The sequence below is a fragment of the Mycobacterium sp. NGS35 genome, assembly GCF_059812855.1.
In genome coordinates, this window is sequence record NZ_JCALDL010000006.1 from 133849 (window position 1) to 156249 (window position 22401).

Sequence of the window (22401 nt, forward strand, 5' to 3'; positions counted from 1 at the left end):
CAACCCTAGTGACACGGGCCGACACGACCGGCGAGCTAGCGCTACTCCCTGCCTGCTGGGACCGATACGGTAGTTCCGTGGGAAAAACGGCCAGGACAATCGGGCGGATCAGGGCATTCGCTCGGTGGGTGATCCGTACCCCCTGGCCGGTGTTCACCTTGGGAATGCTTCAAGCCGACATCATCGGCGCGCTGTTTGTCTTGGGATTCCTGCGATTCGGGCTGCCTCCCGAAGACCGCGTGGTGATTCAGGATCTGCCGCAAGCGAATCTGGCGTTGTTCGCGGCAGTTCTGTTCCTGGCCTTCACATTTGGATCACTTATCAGCCTCCGGCTGCTCATGCCGGTGTTCCGCTGGCAACGTCGCGACCGCGACGGCCGGTTGTCCGAAGCCGATCCCGTCGCCACCGAGCAGGCACGTACCCGTGCGCTGAAAATGCCGTTCTATCGGTCGGTCATAAGCGCGATCAACTGGTGCCTGGGCGGCACGATCTTCATGATCGCAATCTGGCCGGTCGCAAGCCACTCCGCGCCGGTGGTGGCCGTCGCCACCGCGCTGGGCGCCACGGCAACGTCGATCATCGGCTACCTGCAAGCCGAGCGGGTACTGCGGCCGGTCGCCGTAGCGGCGCTGCGACAGGGCGTGCCGGAGCAGATTCACGCTCCGGGCGTGATCCTGCGGACGCTGCTGACGTGGGTGCTGTCCACCGCGGTGCCGATTATCGCGATCATCGCCGCGATTGTGGCGACCAAGCTGTCGATCCTGCACGCGTCCGCCGACGAACTGTTCATGCCGATCCTCCTGCTCGCGGTCGCCGCGCTGGTGATCGGGCTGGCGGGCACCGTACTCACGGCGATGTCCATCGCCGACCCGCTGCGCCAGTTGCGCTGGGCGCTCGGAGAGGTGCAGCGCGGCAACTACAACGCTCACGTCCAGATCTATGACGCCAGCGAACTCGGCCTGTTGCAGGCCGGATTCAACGACATGGTCCGCGACCTGTCGGAGCGGCAGCGACTGCGCGATCTGTTCGGCCGCTACGTCGGCGAGGACGTCGCCCGCCGCGCCTTGGAGAGCCGCCCCGAGCTCGGCGGCGAAGAGCGTGACGTCGCAGTGTTGTTCGTCGATCTGGTCGGCTCCACGCAGCTGGCGGCGACCCGTCCGCCCGCCGAGGTCGTCGGCCTGCTCAACGAGTTCTTCCGCATCGTCGTCGAAACGGTCAACCGCCACGGCGGCTTCGTCAACAAGTTCCAGGGCGATGCGGCGCTGGCGATCTTCGGCGCGCCGCTGGAGCACCCGGACGCCTACGGAGCCGCGCTGGCCGCCGCGCGGTCATTGCACGACGAACTGATAAAAGTGTTGGGCGCCAACGAATTCGGCATCGGGGTGTCCGCCGGCCGCGCGATCGCCGGGCACATCGGCGCGCAGGCCCGCTTCGAGTACACGGTCATCGGCGACCCGGTCAACGAAGCCGCTCGGCTCACCGAGCTCGCCAAGCTCGAGGAGGGCCACGTGCTCGCGTCTGCGATCGCGGTGAGCGGAGCCTTGGACTCCGAGGCGTTGTGCTGGGACGTCGGTGAGATCGTCGAACTCCGCGGGCGCACGGCGCCGACACAGCTGGCCCGCCCGGTCAAGCTCAACGTGCCGTCCAAGGTGTAGGTCTTCACCGCCGAGACGGTAACTACCGCGGCGAAGTGCGAGAAAGGCCCGCGCGGAGTACCGTTTCGGCGTCTGGCGCGGAGGCGCCTAGGCCTTTTTAGCAGCCGACTTGCGGGCGCCCTTCTTGGCGGCGCTCTTGCGTGTGGCCTTGCGCTTCACCGGCCCGCGGGCGCGGCGTTCGGCAAGCAGCTCGGCGGCGCGCTCGTCGGTGATCGTCAACACGTCGTCGCCCTTGCGCAGGCTGGCGTTCGTCTCACCGTCGGTCACGTAGGGGCCGAACCGCCCGTCCTTGATCACCATCGGCTTGCCCGTCGCGGGATCGTTACCGAGCTCACGCAGTGGCGGCAGCGAAGCTGCTTGTCGCCCACGGCGTTTCGGCTCCGCATAGATCTTCAGCGCCTCGTCGAGCGTGATCGTGAACAGCTGCTCTTCAGAGGCCAGCGAGCGAGAGTCGTTGCCGCGCTTGAGGTATGGCCCATAGCGGCCGTTCTGCGCGGTGATCTCCTCGCCGGTCGACGGGTCGACGCCCACCACCCGCGGCAGCGACAGCAGCTTCAGCGCATCCTCCAGGGTGACCGTCTCCAGATCCATCGACCGCAGCAGCGACGCGGTACGCGGCTTGGGGCCGGTCGGCTTCTTGCGGGACTTCGCATTGGTGCCGTCGCCATCGTCGTCTTCGTCGTCGGAGGATGGCAGCACCTCGGTGACGTATGGCCCGTATCGGCCGTCCTTGGCGACGATCTCGTGCCCGGTCTGCGGGTCCACACCCAGCGAGCGGCCCTCTTGTGGTGTCGCGAAGAGCTTTTCGGCCAACTCCAACGTCAGCTCGTCGGGTGTGATCGCATCAGACAGGTTGGCTCGCTGCGGTGTCGGCTCCCCGTCGGGGCCTTCGACCATGCGCTCCAAATAGGGCCCATTCTTACCCACCCGCACATAGATCGGGCGGCCCTGCTCGTCGTCAAAAAGCTTGATGGAGTTGACTTCTCGTGCGTCGATGCCCTCGAGATTGACACCGACCAGCTTCTTCAGGCCGCCGGCGCGGGCAATCGACTCCGGCACTCCGTGCTCGCCGCCGAAGTAGAAGTTGCTCAGCCAGGTGGTGCGCTGCTCTTGGCCGTTGGCGATCTCGTCGAGCTCGTCTTCCATCGCGGCCGTAAAGTCGTAGTCGACGAGCCGGCCGAAGTGCTGCTCCAAAAGCCCCGTCACCGCGAACGCCACCCACGACGGCACCAACGCGCTGCCCTTCTTCTGGACGTAGCCGCGGTCCTGGATGGTCTTGATGATCGACGAGTACGTCGACGGCCGGCCGATGCCGAGGTCTTCGAGCGCCTTGATCAGCGACGCCTCGGTGTAGCGCGGCGGCGGGTTGGTGGTGTGCCCGTCGGCGGTGAGCTCGTTGGCGGTGACGTGCTGGCCCTGCACAAGCTGCGGCAGGCGGCTCTCCGCGTCGTCGGCCTCTCCGCCGGCCAGTTCGTCGATGCTCTCGACGTAGGCGGCCAGGAAGCCCGGGAAGGTGATCGTGCGGCCGCTGGCCGTGAAGACGACGCGCCGGCCGTCGTCAGCCGCGCCGGTGATGCGCAGGCTCAGCGTGGTGCCGCGCGCGTCTGCCATCTGCGAGGCCACCGTGCGCTGCCAGATCAGCTCGTAGAGCCGGAACTCGTCGTTGTCGAGCACACCGTGCAGCTGACCGGGGGTGGCGAACGAGTCACCGGCGGGCCGGATCGCCTCGTGGGCCTCCTGCGCGTTCTTGACCTTGCGGTTGTATTGGCGCGGGCTGGGGTGGACGTACTCGTCGCCGTACAGTTCGCGGGCCTGGCGGCGCGCCGCGTCGATGGCCGACTGCGACAGCGTGGTCGAGTCGGTACGCATATAGGTGATGTAGCCGTTCTCGTACAGCCGCTGGGCGACGCTCATCGTGCGCTCCGAGCTGAATCGCAGCTTGCGGGCGGCCTCCTGCTGCAGCGTCGACGTCATGAACGGCGCGTAGGGCCTGCGCGTATAGGGCTTCTGCTCGACCGACGAGACCGTCAGCTCCGCGCCACGCAACCCCCGCGCCAGCGACTGTGCCTGCTCGGCATCGAGCACCAGCACGTCGTCGTTGCGCAGCTGACCCAGCGAGTCGAAGTCACGGCCGGTGGCGACGCGGCGGTCGTCGACGTTGACCAGCCGGGCGCTGAATGTGCGCGGGGTGGCCTCGGCGCCGGCATCCAGCTCGGCGACGACGTCCCAGTAGCTGGCGCTGCGGAACGCCATCCGGTCGCGTTCCCGCTGGACGATGATCCGGGTGGCCACCGACTGCACGCGGCCCGCCGAAAGCTTGGGCGCGACCTTCTTCCACAGCACCGGGCTGACTTCGTAGCCGTACAGCCGGTCCAGGATGCGGCGGGTCTCCTGCGCGTCGACCAGGTCGTTGTCCAGATCCCGCGGATGCTCGGCGGCCGCGCGGATGGCCGGTTCGGTGATCTCGTGGAAGACCATCCGCTTCACGGGGATGCGCGGCTTGAGGGTCTCGAGCAGGTGCCAGGCGATGGCCTCACCCTCGCGGTCGCCGTCAGTGGCCAGGTACAGCTCGTCGACGTCTTTGAGCTTGCTCTTGAGCTCGCTGACCGTGCTCTTCTTGTCCGGGCTGATGATGTACAGCGGCTCGAAATTGTGTTCGACGTTGACGCCCAGCCGCGCCCACGGCTCGGATTTGTACTTGGCCGGCACGTCTGCGGCGTTTCTCGGCAGGTCGCGGATGTGGCCGCGGGACGACTCGACGATGTAGTTCGACCCGAGGTAACCCGCTAGTTTGCGCGCTTTGGTCGGCGACTCGACGATGACGAGCCGCCGCACTTTCTTGTTTCCGTTGCCGCCGGTGCGACCGTCGTCAGCCAACTGCGCTTTTGCTCCACTTCTTCCTGCCGATCGGCGCCCTGCGGCCCTGTCAGCAATTGACAAGATGACACCCCGGACCGCACCTGCGCAAACCGACTTCCCCGTCGACTCCCCTCAGACGTGGGGCCATTGCGACAACGCCTCCACGTCGGCGGGTGGTTCCCCCACGTTCTCTACCAGCCGCGATAGCCGACGACGGCCGCTTATCCGTAGCGCCGGGCGGGCTCCGCGGGTCCCGATCAGAGTCGGCGCGATTCCGACTCTCATCAGGGCCGACGCCAGCGGTGAATGGGTATCCGGCGCGCGGGGGTCCAAGCCGAGCAGGTAGCGGTCGGCTTCCCGACTGCCTGCCGCGAGCACCCAGGCCCGCAGTTCACGGGGGCCTGGCAGCCAGTTGCGCGGTACGGTCTTGACCGCCCCGCGGGTCCACTCGTCGGCGATGATTCGCAGACGCGGGTCCACCGCTGTGCGCACCAGAGGCGTGTCTTCGTCGGTGCGGGTGATTTCGGCGTCCAATCCGGCCTCGTCGATCATCTCGGCCAGTGCCTGCGCCCGCCACGGCCGATCGACGACCACGGACAGCCGCGCACCTGTGCCGACCACGACGACCTGGCCGGGGGCAGCCAGCACGCCGGTCAAGTCGGTGACCGCGGGCGGCACCGACTCGGCCGAGAAGAACGACAGCTGGCTCACGACACGACAGTAAGCCCGCTCGGAACGGCGCGAGAGTGCACTCTTGTGCGGTTCCGTCGGCGTGTCGGTGCGCAGACACGCACGTTCGCGGGGAGAGAAACGAAAACCCCCGCCGTCGCGAACGACTGCGGGGGTTCCGTAAGTTCGGTTACTCAGATGGAACGCACACCTGTGGCCTGCGGCCCCTTGGGGCTCTGCCCGACCTCGAACTCGACTCGTTGGTTCTCTTCCAGGGTGCGAAACCCGCTGCCTTGAATCTCCGTGTAGTGGACGAACACGTCAGCAGAGCCGTCCTCCGGCGCGATGAAGCCGAAGCCCTTTTCTGCGTTGAACCACTTCACAGTTCCCTGTGGCATTTCCTGCTTACTTCCTTCTCTGTTACAGGGTTGCGGTGCACCGTCTTTCGATACACCGGGCCTGTCACGACCGCCATCCTTCGTGGTGCCACCGGGGTGAAACCGGCCTCTCATCCTCGCAGGAACTGCGATCGCAACGTCGATCCTGCGAGTGCAAACACACGAACACAGAAGCTGCGACCGTGGTTAGTCAATCACGTTCGCCGCGAATGCGACAGTCTTGGCCGCCGAGACTCGTGAAGAATTCATTTCGACGGCAGCGTCAAACGAGCGAATCGGAGGAAGCGATGGCCAGTTTCGGCCGTGAGCTACTCAGCAGTGCGCTCGCCGGCACCGACCCACATGAGCAACCGCTGCGGCACGTCGCCGAATTGCCCGCCAATGCTGGTGCCCCTGTGGCTTGGCCGGATTGGGCCGCCGACGACGTGGTCGGCGCGTTCGCCGCTCGCGGCGTGACGGCGCCGTGGGCGCATCAGGCGCGCGCCGCGACGCTGGCACACCAGGGCCGGCATGTGGTGATCAGCACCGGAACCGCGTCGGGCAAATCGTTGGCCTACCAACTGCCGATCATGTGCGCGCTGGCTGACGACCGCCGGGCCCGGGCGCTGTATCTGTCGCCCACCAAGGCGTTGGGTCATGACCAGTTGCGAACCGCGACGTCACTCACCGAGGCCGTCGGCCGGCTCGCCGACGTCGCGCCGGCCTCGTTCGACGGCGACAGTCCTGCCGAAGTGCGCCGGTTCGCGCGAGAGCAGTCCCGGTGGGTGTTCTCCAATCCGGACATGATCCATCTGGCGATGCTGCGCAACCACGCCCGCTGGGCGGTTTTCCTGCGAAACCTCAAGTTCGTCGTCATCGACGAATGCCATTACTACCGCGGCGTTTTCGGGTCCAACGTGGCGTTGGTGCTGCGCCGGCTGCTGCGGCTGTGCGGCCGGTACACCGCGACACCGACCGTCGTGTTCGCCAGCGCCACCACCGCGTCGCCGGGCGCGACGGCGGCACAGCTCATCGGTGCGCCCGTCGACGAGGTCACCGACGACGAATCTCCGCACGGCGCAAGGACAGTCGCATTGTGGGAGCCGGCGCTTCGCACCGATGTCACCGGCGAGCACGGAGCGCCGGTGCGCCGCTCAGCCGGGGCGGAGGCCGCCCGTGTGATGGCCAACCTGGTGGCGGAAGGCGCGCGCACGCTGACCTTCGTGCGGTCACGCCGCGGCGCGGAACTCACCGCGCTCGCCGCCCGCGCTCGACTGGCCGAGACCGCGCCGCAGCTCGTGCACCGGGTCGCGTCGTACCGCGCCGGCTATCTGGCCGAAGACCGTCGTGCACTCGAACGTGCGTTCGCGACAGGGGATCTCGTCGGACTGGCCACCACCAACGCGCTGGAACTCGGTGTGGACATCGCCGGACTGGACGCGGTGGTGCTGGCCGGCTTTCCGGGCAGCGTCACGTCGTTCTGGCAGCAGGCAGGACGGTCGGGGCGACGGGGGCAGAGCGCATTGGTGGTGCTGATCGCGCGTGACGATCCGCTGGACACCTACCTGGTACACCACCCGGCGGCATTGCTCGAGAAGCCAATCGAGATGGTGGTGATCGACCCATCCAACCCGTATGTTGTCGGGCCTCAATTACTCTGCGCTGCAACCGAATTGCCGCTGACCGAAGCGGAGGTGCGGACATGGGGCGCGGCGAGCGTCGCCGAAACGTTGGTCGACGAGGGTCTGTTGCGTCGGCGCGGCAGCGGCTATTTCGCTGCGCCGGGTGTCGACCCGCACCCGGCAGTGAACATCCGCGGTGCCAGCGGTGAGCAGATCGCGATCCTGGAGGCCGATACGGGCCGGCTGCTCGGCGGTGTCGAGGCGGGCCGCGCGGCGTTGTCGGTGCATCCCGGCGCGGTGTATCTGCATCAGGGCGAGACCTACGTCGTCGACACGCTGGACTTCACCGAGGGCATCGCACTCGTCCACGCCGAAGACCCCGGCTACGCGACGTACGCGCGCGAGGTCACTGACATCAACGTCACCGGCGAGGACGAACGGTCAACATTCGGGGACGTCACGCTCGGGCTCGTGCCGGTCACCGTCACCAACCAGGTGATCGGTTATCTGCGCCGCACGGCCGCCGGCGAGGTGATCGACTTCGTCGAGCTCGACATGCCTGCGCGCACCTTGGAAACGGTGGCCGTGATGTACACCGTCACGCCAGAAGCATTGGAGCGCAACGGCATCGAGTGGATGCAGGTTCCAGGCGCGCTGCACGCCGCCGAACACGCCGCGATAGGGCTGCTGCCGCTGGTTGCCAGTTGCGATCGCGGCGACATCGGCGGGTTGTCGATCGCCGTCGGCCCTGACACAGGATTGCCCACGGTGTTCGTGTACGACGGACATCCGGGCGGCGCCGGGTTCGCAGAACGGGGGTTCCGTCAGGCGGCCACATGGCTGTCGGCCACGGCCGACGCCATCGACGCATGCGAATGCCCGGAAGGTTGCCCGTCGTGCGTGCAATCACCTAAGTGCGGCAACGGAAATGACCCGCTCGACAAGAAGGCCGCGGTACGGGTGCTTCGGCTGGTGCTGACCGAATTGACCGCGCGGGCCTCCCGACCCACCCGCCGATGACGACCGACCCCTCGACAGTCGTCTCCACGGGTTGACTTCATGTCAGCCGGTGAGACGCTCTCCTCGCTGCTGAAGACAGCCGTCATGCCGTACGACAGACGCGGTGAACGCAATGACTGCGCATTCCGTTTCACGATCCGATTGCTCGGATGAACGCGAAAAGTACCGCCTCCGAAGGATATGCGCAAGCTCCGTTGCGCAGCGAAGATTCGTTTGCTGATGCGAATCAGCGTTTGCGCGACGAATTCCGCAGGAGTTGTAACGCGCCGACAGGTCCGGCGCGCGCGATGGCACGTGCCGAGCCGACGCCCCACGCGGTCAACGCCGAGCGTGCCTCGACCGCAACGAGGACGTCGAGCCCCTCGGCGCTGCACATGCTCACCGACGTACCCATGAACCGCGCGACCGCAGAAGCCTTCTCGCATGCGGCAGAGGCGCCGGCGGGCATGGCGGTGGCAGCCGCCAATGCCGCCATGTCAGCTGCGGCCTGCGCGCGATGGCGTGCGATCACTGCCGAACCGATCTGCAGCGCGCCGACGCTGACGGCGAGCAGCACCGCGATCATGGTCGCGGCGACGATGCTGGCCGACCCGTTCTCACGTGCCCGTCGGTTCGGCCATCGACACCGCTTCAGCCGCGATCGTGATCCCCGGCAGCAGGATCGAATCGGCGGTGACGCGTGCAACGGTGAATTCGCCGTCGCGACGCAGTTGCACCGCTGCATCAGATGGAGCGATGCGCCGTGCGACGCCCTGCGCGTTGGCATCGTCGCCGCGGGCCGCCAGCCGCGCCGCTTCGCGGGCCGCGTCGATGCAGCGGATCTGCATCGAGACGGCGGTGACGCCGGCGACGCAGAGCACGAGCACGGCCACCAGCGCCGCGATACCGAAAGCGGCCTCCACCGTGACGGACCCACGATCGCCCGCTGTCAGACGTTGGTGGTCAACGCCCGGCTGATGATCTTGGTCAGCGCGCCGACGATCGAGTCGCCCGTCACCACGGTGTACAGGATTGCGCCGAACGCCGCTGCAGCGATCGTGCCGATCGCGTACTCGACCGTCGACATCCCGTCGTCGGCTACCAAGAGCAGCGTCATCCTTGCTTTCAGATGCTGCCATCGCGTCACCCTCGTCCCCTTCCAATCGAAAACTGTTCTGCTCCAACGCATTTCGTCACAGCAACCCTGACCCCAACACCTCACCGGCCAAGCCGGCGACCACCGGCACGATTCCGAGGCACACGAACGCGGGCAGGAAACACAAACCCAGCGGGCCGGCGATCAGCACCGCGGCGCGCTCCGCGGCGGCCCTGGCGGCCTCGGCGGCCTGATGGCGCACAGCTGTCGCCAGCTCGGCGACCCCGTCGGCGAGTGCGGCACCTGACGAGGCCGAGCGGCGGGCCAACCGCAGCAGTGCCTCGCAGTGACGGTCGAGTTTGCCGGCCGGCGCCGACCACGCCGCCGACGGATCGGCGCCCAACGCCAGCATGTCGGCGGCGCGGCGCAACGTCGCGGCCAATGCCGGCGGCGCCGTCGGTGCGGCCGCTGCGGCAGCCGCTGGTACGGCCATTCCGGCGGTCAGGCACACCGCGAAAATGTCGAGGCTGGCCGCGACCGCGAGCGGATCGGTCTTGGTCTGGCTTCTCCGGCGGCCCGGCGCGGGCGGTATCAGCCCGGCGCGGCGGCGCACGGCCGCCGGACCCGGCGCCAGGATCACGGCAGCGGCCAGCAGTAGCGCGGCAGATGTCACGACAGCGCCCTCCCGGTGATCCGGTCCGACCACAGCAGCCCGCAACAGACCAGCGCCACGCCGATCGCCAGCAGCCAGCCGCCGGCCCCGCCGGACAACAGAAACCGCACCGGATGGGCGTGCAGCAATTCACCGAGTGCGACGCCGGCGAGCGGCAGCGCCGCCAGCACCGTCGCGGTGGCCCGTGCACCGGCCATTCCGGCGATCACCTGTGCGTTGAACCGGGAACGTTCGACGACGTCACGCTGCGCCGCACGCACCAGCGACGCCATGGTGAGGCCGTGTGCGTGGGCGAGCTGCCAGCACACCGCGAGCCGTTCCCAGTAGCCGGGCGTTGCGGCATGCTGAGCCACGCTGTGCAGCCCGGCGGACACGTCGGCGCCCAGCAGCGCCCGTGCGCCGACCGCGCGGAAGGACGTCGCAACAGTGCCGTGTGACTCCGCTGCGGCGACCTGGACCGCGGCCACGGGATGGGCGCCGGCGCGTAGTTCGCCGACCAGGACGTCGAGTGCCGCTTCCAGCGCGTGCGACTCCTCGTCGACGCGCCGCCGCCGCGCTCGTCTTCGGCGGCGCAAAAACAGCGTGCCGCCGAGCATCGCTGCCGCCAGCACCACGGCGGCCGGCAGCACCACCGCGGCCGTCACACCAGCCGCACAGACGCCGACCGGCCGAAGATGTGCGGTGTTGGCGCGTCGGGGTGCCACCAGACCTGCCGCGACGATGCGGTGCCGTGACGAGACGGGCAGTGCGATCAGTGCAGCGGCTAAGGACAGCGCCGCTGCAGCGACGCCGGTCACCGAGCGCCCCTAGCCGCCAGCAGCTGACTCAACATGCCCGCGCCGGGGCCGGGTCCGGTATCCGCGTGCCAAGCGGTCACCACATCGACCGGGTCGTTACCGCTGCGTGCCAGCACCCCGATCTCGTCGAGCCGCCGGGCACCGTCGCGGTCGCGGCGCACATGCAGCACCGCCTGCACCGCGGCGGCGAGCTGGCTGTGGAGGGCAGCGCGATCGAGGCCGCCGAGTGCGGCAAGCGCCTCCAGCCGGGCCGGCACCTCCGCGGGCCGATTGGCGTGGACAGTGCCGGCGCCACCGTCGTGGCCGGTGTTCAAGGCGGCAAGCAGATCCACCACCTCAGCACCACGGACCTCGCCGACCACGATGCGGTCCGGCCGCATCCGCAACGCCTGCTTGACGAGATCGCGCACAGTCACCTCGCCGACGCCCTCCACGTTGGCCGCACGGGCCACCAACTTCACAAAGTGCAGGTGACGAGGCGCCAGTTCGTCGGCGTCCTCCACGCACACAATCCGTTCGTCGGCCGACACCGCGCCGAGCGTCGCGGCCAGCAGGGTGGTCTTGCCGGCGCCGGTGCCGCCGGTCACCAAAAACGCGAGCCGCGCGGCGATGATCCGCTCCACCAGGTCCACGGCGTCGTGCGTGATGGTGCCGGCCCGCACCAGCGCCGGCAGATCCTGCGTGGCGGGGCGCAGCACACGCAGCGACAAGCAGGTGCCACCCGCGGCCAGCGGCGGCAGGACCGCATGCAGCCGGACCGCGAACTCCCGATTGCCGATCCCGGTTAGGTGGCCGTCGATCCACGGCTGAGCGTCGTCGAGGCGGCGACCTGCGGCAAGCGCCAGCCGTTGAGCGAGCCGACGCACGGCAGCCTCGTCCGAAAACCGAACATCGCTGCGGCGCAACCCTTTTCCGTCGTCAACCCACACCGCATCGGGACCGGTGACCAGTACGTCGGTGGCGCCGTCGGCACACAGCAGCGGCTCGAGAATTCCGGCGCCGGTCAGTTCGGTCTGCAGCGCGCGCAAGTTGGTGAGCACCTCGGTGTCGCCCAGCACGCCGCCGGACTCGGCCCGGATCGCGGCGGCGACAACGCTCGGCCGCAGCGGCGCGGCTTCCGCGGCCAGCCGCTCACGCACCCGGTCGATCAGTGACGTGGTCATGCCGCCGCCGCTACCCGACGACGCTCCACCACCGCCAGCACACGGCGCGCGGCCATCGACAGCGGTGAGCGGCGGCGCACCCGCAAGCCACCCCGTTCCAGGCGCTCGGACAAGTTGGGCTCTGGACGCATGGTCGCCAGCAATGGCAGATCGGCCGCTCGGGCGATGTCCGCGGCGCGCAATCCGCCCGGAGCCGGCCCACGCACGACGAGCCCGACGTTCGGATTGATACCGAGCAGCGCCGACGCCATCACCGACACCGCCGCGCACGACCGCACATCACATGCCGTCACGAGTGCGACCAAGTCGGCCGTGTCCAAGGCGGCCTCCGCGGCCTGCGTGAGACGTCTGGGGACGTCGCACACCACCGTGGCACCACCGCGACGGCCCGCGTCGACGATCGCCAGCAAAGCTGCGGCGGTGATCTCGCTTCCGCGGCGCGCACCCGACAGCACACCGACGCCATCCCGTGACGGCAACGCGTCACGCACCGCGCCGAGACTGAGCCGCCCGTTCTCGACCGCGATGTCGGGCCACCGCAGCCCCGGCCGGCCTTCCAAGCCGAGCAACAAGTCCGCCCCACCGCTCCACGGGTCGACATCGACTAGCAAACTCTCGTTCGCCGCAATCGCCAACGCTGCACTGAAAATCGAGGCTCCCCCACCGCCTCGGCCGCTGACGACAGCGACCACGTTTCCACGCGCCGAGTGGTCGCTTTCGCCCGCGTCGGCCAGCACGTCGACAAGCTCTGCTTCTTGTTGCGGCAATCGCAGAACATGTTGTGCCCCAAGCGATAACGCTGTCTGCCACGTTGCCGGTTGCGGCTCGTCGCTGACGACCAAGATCACCCGCGGCCGTCGCGGGAGCCCGCTGACGGCGCGACGCACCACGGCGGCCCGGTCGACAATGACCGCACCCGCCGCAGACCACTCGCGGCGGCTGATGGCATCGGTGTAGTAAACAATCCGAACGCCGACTGCTGCGCCCACGCGGTCGACGTCGTCGCGCAACATGGGGTCGTCGACGATTCCCAGAACGCCCGCTGTCGATGTCATCGGCTCAGCCTGCGCCGCACAGCACGCGCGCTTCCAGTGCCTTCACCGAATCTGTGGATGAATGCGAAGGTGTGGACAACGGCTGTGATCCCGGGCACTACAGCGAATTTCGACGGTGACGCCGAGAAGACGGGCCGCGGAGAAGATGGATCGTGTGACTTCCCCGCCAAAAGGGACGACCCCCGCCAGGGGGGGAGGAGGCGAGGGTCGTCGTGTATCAGCCCCGGGGGGTCGGGCTGATGCACACCCGGCATAAGCCGAGTAATGCTCACTATACACACGTGGCGTGACAATGGCGCAAGAGCCGAAAACATCGATAACCCTGAGCCAACACGGGATTGCAGCCCCCGCCACGTGACTCGAACTGACATTTGACAGGAACAAATGCGCTGCGATCGACCGCCCTATGCTGAAGCCGTGACCGTCTCAGATCAGGCCTCCACACCGCTGACCACGACGCAGTTCACCCCTTCGGCCGACGCTATCCCCAACGGGCGCACCAAGACCGCGGCGTTCTTCGACCTCGACAAGACCGTCATCGCCAAGTCCAGCACGCTGGCGTTCAGCAAACCGTTCTTCGACCAAGGGTTGATCAATCGACGCGCTGTTCTGAAGTCCAGCTATGCGCAGTTCCTGTTCTTGATGTCAGGCGCTGACCACGACCAGATGGACCGGATGCGGTCCTACCTGATGAACATGTGCACCGGCTGGGACGTCGAGCAGGTGAAATCGATTGTGGCAGAGACGTTGCACGACATCGTCGATCCGCTGGTGTTCGCCGAAGCCGCCGATCTGATCGCCGACCACAAGCTGTGCGGGCGCGACGTGGTGGTGGTGTCGGCGTCCGGTGAGGAGATCGTCGCGCCGATCGCCCGCGCACTGGGCGCCACTCACGCGATGGCGACGCGGATGGTGGTCAAGGACGGCAAATACACCGGCGAGGTCGCGTTCTACTGCTACGGCGAAGGCAAGGCACAGGCCGTCCGCGAGCTGGCCGCCCGCGAGGGCTACCTGCTGGAACACTGCTACGCATATTCCGACTCGATCACCGACCTACCGATGCTGGAGGCGGTCGGTCATCCGACGGCCGTCAACCCAGACCGCGCGCTGCGCAAGGAGGCGGCGGCGCGGGGCTGGCCGGTGCTGACGTTCTCCAAGCCGGTGTCACTGCGCGACCGCATTCCGGCACCGTCGACCGCCGCGGTGGCCACCACTGCCGCCGTGGGCGTCAGCGCGCTGGCGGCCGGTGCGTTGACGTACTCGCTGCTGCGGCGCTTCGTTCTCTGACCTGGAGTCTCGCAGCGGCGTTGGTTGCCGCAGACCGGTGGTTTTGCGTCGACGGCGTTACGACGACGCGCACGCCCTTGATGTGACGATGGTCACGTAGTACAAAGGAACCACGGCAGCCCGGCGAGGCCAAGATCGGATCGGAAGAGAAGATCCCGATCTCCCGAGCCGGACTACCCAGCGCGGATCCCGGTACCCACGCGGAGCACGCCGCATAAAGGCAGAAGTGTTGCGGGCCTGCGTGATTGCGGAAAGCGGACAACACGACAGCCCCTTGGGTGGGGCAGCAGTTGAAGCGCATCGCAAGACGCCGAGGCCACCCACGCAACCCACGTTGCACGCTTGGTAACCGGAGGTCCGCGCTAGCGGGCGGCGCGCCGAAGCGATTCGGATCGCCGCCCGCTTCACGTCTGTCTCGAGACCGCCTGGGCGATCGCCAGTGCTTCGCTGGCGCCTTTCTCGAATGCCCGGCAGCACAACAGAATCCACTGCCGCAGCCCCTCGGGTGTGCCGGTGGCGAATTGTTCGGCAGCCGACCGGTATTCGGCAACATGGCGCATCCAATAGACCTCCGGCACGCCGAGGCCGTGCGGATCCAGCCCGCTGGCCTGGGTCACCAGCCGCGAGACTCCGCGAGCCACCACTCCGTCGGCGCTGCCGAACGGGGCCAGCGTCAGCATCTCGCCGTGCGCGACCGCCGCGAGCACCGGGGCCGGCGCTGTGCTGCCGCCGGTCATCAGCTTGGCCAGCAGTTCCAGCCGTCCCGCCGCGCCCTCGCGGGGGCGACCCAATGCGTCGGCCTCCACCAAATCCGCCGCGGCCAGTGCGTGCAGCCGTGCCAGCGCCTGCAGCGGTGCGCGCTGCCAAACGTTCACCAACGCGGTCTGCCCGCCCTGCAACGCCTCAGCCACCCGCAGTGCGCCGGCCAGGATCGGACCGCCGCCCAGCCCGTCGGCCGGGAACCGGGGCGCGCCGCCGTCGAGCATCGACGACGCCCGAGCCGCCCGCACGGCGGCCTCCGCCGCACTCGCCGGCCAGCCGCGCAGATTGACGCGGTGCCGGTGCGCCTTGCCGAGGGCTTCGCGAACGCGTTCGCTCGCGTCGGCAACACCGGGCAGCTCGGCGAGCGGAGCCAGTGGATCGGTCACGCCCGTGACGCTAACCGCGCGGGGGCGTTTCGGGTAAACCGGTGCGGCGCGCACCCAATCCGCAGCGCTGCACCAGGCAACGTCGAGTGACTAGGCTCACAGCTATGACCGAGACGCAAGCCGAAGCCCCCGCCACCTACCCGCCGTCAGAGGAATTCGCCCAGCGCGCCAACGCCACTGCCGAGCTGTACAAGGCTGCTGAATCGGACCGATTGGCGTTCTGGGCCGAGCAAGCGAACCGGCTCGCGTGGGAGACGCCGTTCACCGACGTGCTGGACTGGTCCGATGCGCCGTTCGCGAAGTGGTTCGTCGGCGGCAAGCTCAACGTCGCCTACAACTGCGTCGACCGCCACGTGGAGGCCGGAAACGGGGACCGGGTCGCGATCTACTGGGAGGGCGAGCCCGTCGGCGACAGCCGCACACTGACGTACGCCCAACTCAAAGACGAGGTGTGCAAGGCCGCCAACGCGCTGACTGATCTGGGCGTCAAAGCCGGTGACCGCGTGGCGATTTACATGCCGATGGTGCCTGAGGCGATCGTCGCGATGCTGGCCTGCGCCCGCCTCGGTGCCATGCACAGTGTCGTGTTCGCGGGCTTCTCCGCGTCTGCGCTGCGGGCACGCATCGAAGACGCCCAGGCCAAACTCTTGATCACCACCGACGGCCAATACCGTCGCGGTAAGGCGGTGTCGCTGAAGGAATCGGCGGACGAGGCCGTCGACGGACAGGACAGTATCGAGCACGTTCTTGTGGTGCGGCGCACCGGGATTGACGTACCGTGGACGGCGGGCCGCGACCTGTGGTGGCACGAGACCGTCGACTCCGCTGCACCCGAACACACACCGGAGGCGTTCGACTCCGAGCACCCGTTGTTCTTGCTCTACACGTCCGGTACCACCGGCAAGCCCAAAGGCATCATGCACACCAGCGGCGGCTACCTCACCCAAGCCGCGTACACCCACTACTACGTGTTCGACGTCAAGCCCGACGAAGACGTGTACTGGTGCACCGCCGACATCGGCTGGGTGACCGGCCACACCTACATCACCTACGGTCCGCTGGCCAACGGCGTCAGCCAGGTGGTCTACGAGGGCACGCCCGCCTCGCCCGACGAGCACCGGCACTTCCAGGTCATCGAAAAGTACGGCGTGACAATCTATTACACCGCGCCGACGCTGATCCGCATGTTCATGAAGTGGGGCCGCGAATACCCGGACGCACACGACCTGTCCAGCCTGCGGCTGTTGGGCTCGGTCGGCGAACCGATCAATCCGGAGGCATGGCGCTGGTACCGCAAAGTGTTCGGCGGCGACCGCACTCCGGTCGTCGACACCTGGTGGCAGACCGAAACGGGGGCGGCCATGATCTCGCCGCTGCCCGGCGTGACCGCCTGCAAGCCGGGCTCCGCCATGGCGCCGCTGCCGGGAATCTGCGCGCAAATCGTCGACGACGACGGCAACCGCATCGAACCCAGTCCGGACTGGGGCGAGCACTCGACCGGATATCTGGTGCTCGATCAGCCGTGGCCCGCGATGCTGCGCGGCATCTGGGGTGACCCCGAGCGGTTCAAGGAGACCTACTGGTCACGCTTCGAGAAGCAGGGCTGGTATTTCGCCGGCGACGGCGCCCGCTACGACCCGGACGGCAACATCTGGGTGCTGGGCCGTATCGACGATGTGATGAACGTGTCGGGGCACCGCATCTCCACCGCGGAGGTGGAGTCGGCGCTGGTGGGTCATTCACACGTGGCCGAAGCCGCGGTGGTCGGCGCCAGCGACGAGCAGACCGGCCAGGCGATCATCGCGTTCGTGATCCTGGAAGCCAGCGCCGCCGACAAACCCCGCGACAACATGTGCGAGGAATTGCGCGCCGAGGTGGCCAAGGAGATCTCGCCGATCGCCCGGCCGAAGGAGATCCACGTGGTGCCCGAGCTGCCCAAGACTCGCAGCGGCAAGATCATGCGCCGGTTGCTGCGCGACGTCGCCGAAGGCCGCGAACTCGGCGACACCTCGACGCTGGTGGATCCCGGGGTGTTCGAAGCGATTCGCAACAGTAGGGCGGAGAACTAGCGGACCGGGACGAACCCCGCGCCGGGACGGTTCTTCGCGGCGAGATCGGCCAGCACCGCGTTGATGGACTCCGCGACCGCCGGGGTGTGCAGCGGGATGTACTTGACGACGCAGGTGGGCAGTTCTTCGCTGAACGCACCGTGGATCATCCCGACCAACTGATTGCCGACGGTCACCGGCGCTCCGGAATCGCCCGGGCGGCCGCACACCTGGCTGAGGATGGTGCCGGGCTGCTCGCCCGGTCCCCACGTGACTCCGCATGAGTAGCCGGTGGTGCGGCCCAGCTTGCACGCGACCTGCCCGAACGTCGGGTCGGGCCCGATACCGCTGATCACGAATCCCTTGTAGTTGTTCACCGGCGTCACTTTGGCCGGGTCGAACTTGATGACCGCGTAATCGAGCGCATCGTTGCCGGCGACCATCACACCCAGCGTGCCGGCGCCCTCGAGGCCCTCGGCGGCTACCTGGGCGCCCGGCCCGCCGCAATGCGCGGACGTGAATCCGACCAAGTTGCCTTTGTTGTCGGTGCCGATCGCGGTGAGTGTGCACAGCGTGTTGCCGTCGACGACGATGCCCGCGCCGCCGCCGAGCGGAACCTTGCCGTCGGCCGCCGCGATCCCTGCCGCCGACATCCAGAGCAAGACGACCGCCAGCACCAGCCCGCAGCGGTGCCCGATCTTCAACAATTGCTCCTCGACCTCGTGGCCTTGCGGCCCGCGTGGCAACATAACCCATCGACAAGCGAGCGCTTCGGATACCGAGGCTACGGTGTCGGCCAGATCCGGCAGAAGCAACCAGCGGGAGGACAGTCCGTGAGCAACGGCGATCGCAGAAACGCAGTCCCGAGCACCATCACGTCGATCCCGTTGACGGATCCGCATGTCCTGCCGCCCAACCCGTCGCTCGGCGAGTTGGTCAAAGAGGCCAGCGCCCAGGTGTCCACCCTGGTGCGCGCCGAAGTGGAGCTGGCCCGTGCGGAGATCACCCGCGACGTCAAACGCGGCCTGACGGGCAGCGTGTTCTTCATTGCCGCGCTGGTGGTGCTGTTCTACTCGACGTTCTTCTTCTTCTTTTTCGTCGCGACCCTGCTCGACGAATGGCTGACCCGCTGGGCGTCGTATTTGATCGTGTTCGGCGTCATGCTGATCACGACGGCCGTGCTGGCGCTGCTGGGCTACCTGAAGGTGCGACGTATCCGGGGACCGCGCGACACGATCGAGTCGGTCAAAGAGACGCGTGAGGTGTTCACGTCGCACGACCACCGCGGCGTGGCCCAGGCCAACGGAAGGCCGCCGGCCTCGCCTTCGCGGTCTGACTCCTCGGGCGCTTAGTGCCGGCGCCTGCGCCGTCGGTCGTCAGGATCGACGGGCCATGGCGGCATATGGAGGTGCACGCCAACGGGATCCGGTTCCACGTCGTGGAGGCCGACCCGGGCCCGTCGGACACCCCGGTGTCGGCCCGGCCGCTGGTGGTGCTGCTGCACGGGTTTGGATCGTTCTGGTGGTCGTGGCGCCATCAGCTCACGGGGTTGCGCGGAGCCCGCGTGGTGGCCGTCGACTTGAGGGGCTACGGAGCCAGCGACAAGCCGCCGCGCGGCTACGACGGGTGGACACTGGCCGGCGACACGGCCGGGCTGATCCGGGCGTTGGGTCATTCGTCGGCCACGCTCGTCGGTCACGCCGACGGCGGGCTGGTCTGCTGGGCGACCTCGACGCTGCACCCGCGGCTGGTGCGCGCCATCGCGGTGGTCAGCTCACCTCACCCCGCGGCGCTGCGCGCGTCGGCGCTGACCCGTCGCGACCAGGGCCGTGCGCTGCTGCCGTCGCTGCTGAAATACCAGGTCCCGATGTGGCCCGAACACTGGCTCACCCGCCGCGACGGCGCAGCGCTGGAAACGCTGGTAGGTTCCCGTAGTGGCGCGAAATGGCTTGATACAGAAGACTTTTCGGTTTCCATGCGCCATTTGCGCCAGGCCATCCAGATTCCCGGCGCCGCACACTGTGCGCTCGAGTACCAACGCTGGGCGGTACGCAGTCAACTGCGCACCGAAGGCCACCGCTTCATGCGGTCGATGAATCGTCAGCTGGCAGTGCCGCTGCTGCACCTGCGCGGCGACGCGGACCCCTACGTGCTCGCCGACCCGGTACACCGCACCGAACGCTATGCGCCACACGGTCGCTTCGTATCAGTCTCGGGCGCAGGGCATTTCAGCCACGAAGAGGCACCGGGCGTGGTCAACGAGCAGCTGACGCGGTTCCTCGCCCACGTCTACGGCCGACGGCTCACGTAATACACGCGCCGGTGGGCACCGGGTCGGCGTTGTCCACTTTGGCCATCTGCCGGGCCACCTCTTTGGCGGTCAACACGAAGCCGGTCTCGGGGTCGTCGACCGCGGCGCCGAACACGACGCCGAGCACCCGACCGTCCAGATCGATCAGCGGTCCCCCCGAATCACCCTGGCGCACAGTGCCTCTGATGGTGTACACCTCACGGGCCACCGTCGTGGTGCGGTAGATGTCCGGGCCGTTGAGTTCGATGATCTCGCGGATACGCGCCGGCGTGGCGACGAACGTGCCGCCGCCTGGATAGCCCAGCACCACCGCGTCGGTGCCGGACTTGGCCTGCCCGTCGGCGAACGACAGCGGCTGCGCCGGGAGATGGGGCACCTCGAGGATCGAGATGTCGGCGTTGGGGTCGTAGGAGACCACTTTGGCGTCGTAGGTGGTGCCGTCGGACTCCACGGTGACGCTGTCCGCGCCTGCGACCACGTGTGCATTGGACATCACGCGGCCCTCTTTGACCACGAAGCCGGTGCCCTCCAGTACCTTCTGGCAGCCGTTGGCCAGGCCCCGGATCTTGACGACGCTCGGCCGGGTGGCCGTCACCACCGCGCTGTTGACCAAGCCGGCATCCGGTGCGTCCACCGGCACGATCGGGGTGCGGCCGAACGGCTGCCACACGTCGGAGATGCCCGAGGTGTTCAGCAACGCCGACAACCGGTTGGGTACCGTCTGCAGCCAACTCGGCGCGACCCGGTCGACCTCCTTGCGAATCATCGACCCGTCGAACGCCTGGGCCAGCATCTGCTGATCCGACGACCGCAGCGGCGAGGCCAACAGCCACGCCGCCACCAGAACCGCGACCACCTGCAGCGCCACGCCGACGATCGAGTCGACCGTGCGCAGCGAGCGGCTGCGGATCGCGGCGCGCACCGCCCGGCCCAGCACCACACCGGCGACCTCGCCGATCACCACGAGCCCGAGGATCAAGAACAGCGCGACGGAAAGTTTGGTGCGCGGTCCGGCGATGTGCTCGACGATGTGCGGCGCCAGCAACACACCCGCGACCGCGCCCAGCACCACGCCGACGAACGACATCAGCGACCCGAGCGCGCCCGACCGCCAGCCCGAGATCGCCGCGATGAACGCGACCGCGATCACCGCGAGGTCGAACCACTGCGATGCCGTCACCGCCGCGCCTCCAGGTAGTCCTCCCCGGTGTCGCCCCTACCGCCCACCAAGGCCATCGCCTCGTCGAGTTCGCGCACGTCGTCGGTGTTCCACGGCACCGACCACCCTGCGCAGTCCAACAACGCCGCGATCACCTGCCCGGTGAACCCCCAGACCAGCATCTCGTTGAGCAGAAACGCCGGACCCGCGAACCGCCGGGTCAGCGTCTTGCGGTACACCATCAGTCGATTCTGCGGATTCACGAACGCGCGCAAGGGAACTCGCGCGACGATCGCGGTCTCCGCAGGGTCCATCACCGCGACGGGGCCGGGATCGCGGGAGTAGGCCAGCACGGGCACCACGTGGAAACCCGAGGGCGGGATGAACGTCTTCTCCAGCGTGGCCAGCGGTGTCAGCCGCGACGGGTCGATGCCCGTCTCCTCCTGCGCTTCGCGCAGCGCAGTGTGAACCGGCCCGGTGTCGCCGGGATCGGCGGCTCCGCCCGGGAACGCGGCTTGGCCGGCGTGGTGGCGCAGCGACGAGGCGCGCACAGTCAGCAGCAGGTCGGCGTCGTGCGGGAAGCTGCCCGGCGGCGCGTCGTCGGGTCCGGAGAACAGCGCGAGCACCGCAGCGTCGCGCGGCTTGCCCGCGAGTTTGGCGGTCGCGTTGGCCGCGGTGACCATCGCGAGCACCTCGGCCGGCAGGCGGCGCCGGTAGGCAGCCGGCAGGCAACCGACGTTCTCAACGAGCGGCTGCAGCCACGGTGGTGCAGCATCCGGGGTCAGCACCTGCGTCTGGCCCGCTGAAGATCCATGTCGCCGGCCCTGCGGCTCCAGACTCACCGCGGCGCTCCCATCGTCTGATCGACCGCGTCGGCGATTTCGTCGGCGCTGGCGAACGCCCGCGGCAGGATGCGGGCAACGCTACCGTCCGCACGCACCACCACAGAGGTAGGCATCACATTCGGCACGCCGAGTGCGGCGGCCACCTGCCGGCGGCCGTCCTGCCACGTCGGCAGCCGTACTCCCCAGTCGGCCAACCGAGACAGGGCCGCCGCGGCGTCGTCGTCCTGGTGCACGGTGATCACGGTCAGCCGGTCACCGACGCGGCGCTGGTACTCGGCCATCGCGGGCATCTCCTGCGCGCACGGTCCGCACCAATACGCCCACAGATTCAGCAGCACCGCCCGCCCCGCGACGACGCGTCCGGTGTCCACCGCGGTGCCGTCCGCCAGGCACTGCACGGTCACCCCGCGCAGCGCCTGCGGACCCGCCCCCATGCCGTCGGGCGGGCACGGCGGCAGCGCGGCGCGCCGGCGCAACGCGGCGAGGTCGGCGGAGTTGGGCGACGCGACCGTCGGCCTGCCTGGCGCCGTGCGGGGCGCGGCGGTCTCGCGCAGCTGCAATGCCAGCGCGGTGACAATTGCCGCCACCACAATCAGCACCGCAATCGTCCAGCGGGTGGACCTGCTCATCGCGGCAAG

Annotated in this window: 21 protein-coding genes; 6 read left to right on the top strand and 15 right to left on the bottom strand. The window is 68.3% G+C overall.

What is annotated here, in order from left to right; translation table 11 throughout:
* Positions 1 to 8 precede the first annotated feature (8 nt).
* The gene (locus AC5Y4C_RS12340) at positions 9 to 1655 is read left to right on the top strand and encodes an adenylate/guanylate cyclase domain-containing protein (RefSeq protein ID WP_499907291.1); all 1647 of its coding nucleotides are present in this window, start codon (positions 9 to 11) and stop codon (positions 1653 to 1655) included.
* 87 nt (positions 1656 to 1742) lie between these two features.
* Here the strand turns inward: AC5Y4C_RS12340 and topA are convergent, their stop codons facing one another.
* From topA to AC5Y4C_RS12355, 3 genes are all read right to left on the bottom strand, one after another.
* Positions 1743 to 4532, bottom strand: a complete 2790-nt coding sequence (topA, locus tag AC5Y4C_RS12345; protein WP_499907293.1) for a type I DNA topoisomerase — start codon at positions 4530 to 4532, stop codon at positions 1743 to 1745.
* A 114-nt stretch (positions 4533 to 4646) separates the two neighbouring features.
* A complete protein-coding gene (locus AC5Y4C_RS12350; protein ID WP_499961458.1) occupies positions 4647 to 5225 on the bottom strand; it encodes a hypothetical protein in 579 nt (192 codons plus the stop codon).
* A gap of 152 nt (positions 5226 to 5377) precedes the next feature.
* Entirely contained in the window at positions 5378 to 5581 is a 204-nt protein-coding gene (locus AC5Y4C_RS12355) for a cold-shock protein (protein ID WP_003925183.1), read from the bottom strand.
* Positions 5582 to 5868: 287 nt separating this feature from the next.
* Between AC5Y4C_RS12355 and AC5Y4C_RS12360 the strand changes: the two genes are divergently transcribed.
* Positions 5869 to 8202, top strand: a complete 2334-nt coding sequence (locus AC5Y4C_RS12360) for a DEAD/DEAH box helicase (protein ID WP_499961457.1) — start codon at positions 5869 to 5871, stop codon at positions 8200 to 8202.
* A gap of 226 nt (positions 8203 to 8428) precedes the next feature.
* Here the strand turns inward: AC5Y4C_RS12360 and AC5Y4C_RS12365 are convergent, their stop codons facing one another.
* The 7 genes from AC5Y4C_RS12365 to ssd form a co-directional block, all read right to left on the bottom strand.
* Complete coding sequence (locus tag AC5Y4C_RS12365; protein WP_499907501.1) at positions 8429 to 8869, bottom strand: Rv3654c family TadE-like protein; 441 nt, start codon at positions 8867 to 8869, stop codon at positions 8429 to 8431.
* Entirely contained in the window at positions 8799 to 9104 is a 306-nt protein-coding gene (locus AC5Y4C_RS12370) for a TadE family type IV pilus minor pilin (RefSeq protein ID WP_499961456.1), read from the bottom strand. Before AC5Y4C_RS12370 ends, AC5Y4C_RS12365 begins: the two co-directional genes overlap by 71 nt.
* A 26-nt stretch (positions 9105 to 9130) precedes the next feature.
* The gene (locus tag AC5Y4C_RS12375; protein WP_499913844.1) at positions 9131 to 9298 is read right to left on the bottom strand and encodes a DUF4244 domain-containing protein; all 168 of its coding nucleotides are present in this window, start codon (positions 9296 to 9298) and stop codon (positions 9131 to 9133) included.
* Between the two features lie 76 nt (positions 9299 to 9374).
* The gene (locus AC5Y4C_RS12380) at positions 9375 to 9950 is read right to left on the bottom strand and encodes a type II secretion system F family protein (RefSeq protein ID WP_499961455.1); all 576 of its coding nucleotides are present in this window, start codon (positions 9948 to 9950) and stop codon (positions 9375 to 9377) included.
* Positions 9947 to 10747 carry a type II secretion system F family protein gene (locus tag AC5Y4C_RS12385; RefSeq protein WP_499907305.1) on the bottom strand — a complete coding sequence of 267 codons (801 nt, stop codon included), beginning with the start codon at positions 10745 to 10747 and terminating at the stop codon, positions 9947 to 9949. Before AC5Y4C_RS12385 ends, AC5Y4C_RS12380 begins: the two co-directional genes overlap by 4 nt.
* A complete protein-coding gene (locus AC5Y4C_RS12390; protein WP_499961453.1) occupies positions 10744 to 11910 on the bottom strand; it encodes a TadA family conjugal transfer-associated ATPase in 1167 nt (388 codons plus the stop codon). The genes AC5Y4C_RS12385 and AC5Y4C_RS12390 overlap by 4 nt, the downstream gene beginning before the upstream one ends.
* Positions 11907 to 12965, bottom strand: a complete 1059-nt coding sequence (gene ssd, locus AC5Y4C_RS12395) for a septum site-determining protein Ssd (protein WP_499961452.1) — start codon at positions 12963 to 12965, stop codon at positions 11907 to 11909. Before ssd ends, AC5Y4C_RS12390 begins: the two co-directional genes overlap by 4 nt.
* Before the next feature lie 417 nt (positions 12966 to 13382).
* On the opposite strand from ssd, the gene AC5Y4C_RS12400 reads away from it, so the two are divergent.
* Complete coding sequence (locus AC5Y4C_RS12400; RefSeq protein WP_499907311.1) at positions 13383 to 14252, top strand: HAD-IB family hydrolase; 870 nt, start codon at positions 13383 to 13385, stop codon at positions 14250 to 14252.
* A gap of 404 nt (positions 14253 to 14656) precedes the next feature.
* Here AC5Y4C_RS12400 and AC5Y4C_RS12405 read toward each other — a convergent pair whose 3' ends face one another.
* Positions 14657 to 15400 carry an oxidoreductase gene (locus AC5Y4C_RS12405; protein WP_499961451.1) on the bottom strand — a complete coding sequence of 248 codons (744 nt, stop codon included), beginning with the start codon at positions 15398 to 15400 and terminating at the stop codon, positions 14657 to 14659.
* Between the two features lie 104 nt (positions 15401 to 15504).
* On the opposite strand from AC5Y4C_RS12405, the gene acs reads away from it, so the two are divergent.
* The gene (gene acs, locus AC5Y4C_RS12410) at positions 15505 to 17469 is read left to right on the top strand and encodes an acetate--CoA ligase (protein WP_499907315.1); all 1965 of its coding nucleotides are present in this window, start codon (positions 15505 to 15507) and stop codon (positions 17467 to 17469) included.
* Here the strand turns inward: acs and AC5Y4C_RS12415 are convergent.
* A complete protein-coding gene (locus tag AC5Y4C_RS12415) occupies positions 17466 to 18101 on the bottom strand; it encodes a S1 family peptidase (protein WP_499961748.1) in 636 nt (211 codons plus the stop codon). The genes acs and AC5Y4C_RS12415 overlap by 4 nt on opposite strands.
* Positions 18102 to 18281: 180 nt before the next feature.
* Between AC5Y4C_RS12415 and AC5Y4C_RS12420 the strand changes: the two genes are divergently transcribed.
* Complete coding sequence (locus AC5Y4C_RS12420; RefSeq protein WP_499961449.1) at positions 18282 to 18800, top strand: phage holin family protein; 519 nt, start codon at positions 18282 to 18284, stop codon at positions 18798 to 18800.
* A complete protein-coding gene (locus AC5Y4C_RS12425) occupies positions 18800 to 19759 on the top strand; it encodes an alpha/beta fold hydrolase (protein ID WP_499961448.1) in 960 nt (319 codons plus the stop codon). Before AC5Y4C_RS12420 ends, AC5Y4C_RS12425 begins: the two co-directional genes overlap by 1 nt.
* On the opposite strand, the gene marP is transcribed toward AC5Y4C_RS12425, so the two are convergent.
* From marP to AC5Y4C_RS12440, 3 genes are read right to left on the bottom strand one after another with little or no spacing between them, the layout of a single operon-like run.
* Positions 19752 to 20939: an acid resistance serine protease MarP gene (marP, locus tag AC5Y4C_RS12430; protein WP_499961447.1), complete on the bottom strand. Its 1188-nt coding sequence runs from the start codon at positions 20937 to 20939 to the stop codon at positions 19752 to 19754. The two genes, AC5Y4C_RS12425 and marP, sit on opposite strands and share 8 nt — an antisense overlap.
* A complete protein-coding gene (locus AC5Y4C_RS12435) occupies positions 20936 to 21760 on the bottom strand; it encodes an NUDIX hydrolase (RefSeq protein WP_499961445.1) in 825 nt (274 codons plus the stop codon). The genes marP and AC5Y4C_RS12435 overlap by 4 nt, the downstream gene beginning before the upstream one ends.
* Positions 21757 to 22392, bottom strand: a complete 636-nt coding sequence (locus AC5Y4C_RS12440; RefSeq protein WP_499961444.1) for a TlpA family protein disulfide reductase — start codon at positions 22390 to 22392, stop codon at positions 21757 to 21759. The genes AC5Y4C_RS12435 and AC5Y4C_RS12440 overlap by 4 nt, the downstream gene beginning before the upstream one ends.
* Positions 22393 to 22401 lie beyond the last annotated feature (9 nt).